The organism is Vibrio sp. TH_r3 (assembly GCF_033101115.1).
In the GTDB taxonomy this organism is placed as follows: Bacteria; Pseudomonadota; Gammaproteobacteria; order Enterobacterales; family Vibrionaceae; genus Vibrio.
In genome coordinates, this window is sequence record NZ_JAWMPW010000088.1 from 1 (window position 1) to 512 (window position 512).

Consider the following 512-nt stretch of genomic DNA (forward strand, 5'->3'; position numbering starts at 1 on the left):
TTTTAGATAGCTTGATATGGTGCGGAAGGAGAGACTTGAACTCTCACACCTTACGGCGCCAGAACCTAAATCTGGTGCGTCTACCAATTCCGCCACTTCCGCATTATCATCTATCTAGTTTACCTTCTTGCTAATTAATAACGGCAAGAAAGTTAAAAATGGTGGCTACGACGGGATTTGAACCTGTGACCCCATCATTATGAGTGATGTGCTCTAACCAGCTGAGCTACGTAGCCATTTTGAACGAGCGAAACAATATAATATAAAGTAACGCTTTTTAACAGTACCAAAAGTACTTTTTATACTAATGATTGTAATATTTATTAAGTTTTATCTCATAAATATTTCAACCACTTTTAATATGGTTGGGTTATCTGCTGTTTTTAACAAGAGGAAACCAGGGAATGCTGGCATCAACTTTCTATTAACAAATATCTCAACCACTTATAAGATAGTTGGGCTACCTGCTGTTTTTAACAAGAGTGAACCAGGGAATGCTGGCATCAATTGTT

General features: G+C 37.5%; 1 protein-coding gene and 2 tRNA genes. 1 reads left to right on the forward strand and 2 read right to left on the reverse strand.

Features of this window, described 5'->3' with window-relative positions:
* Nucleotides 1–17: 17 nt before the first annotated feature.
* Both R3X26_RS18885 and R3X26_RS18890 read right to left on the reverse strand, forming a co-directional pair.
* Nucleotides 18–102, reverse strand: a tRNA-Leu gene (locus R3X26_RS18885).
* Nucleotides 103–159: 57 nt separating this feature from the next.
* A tRNA-Met gene (locus tag R3X26_RS18890) sits at nucleotides 160–236 on the reverse strand.
* A 71-nt stretch (nucleotides 237–307) separates the two neighbouring features.
* Between R3X26_RS18890 and R3X26_RS18895 the strand changes: the two genes are divergently transcribed.
* A partial coding sequence (locus tag R3X26_RS18895; protein ID WP_317718862.1) for a hypothetical protein occupies nucleotides 308–512 on the forward strand: 205 nt, incomplete at its 3' end.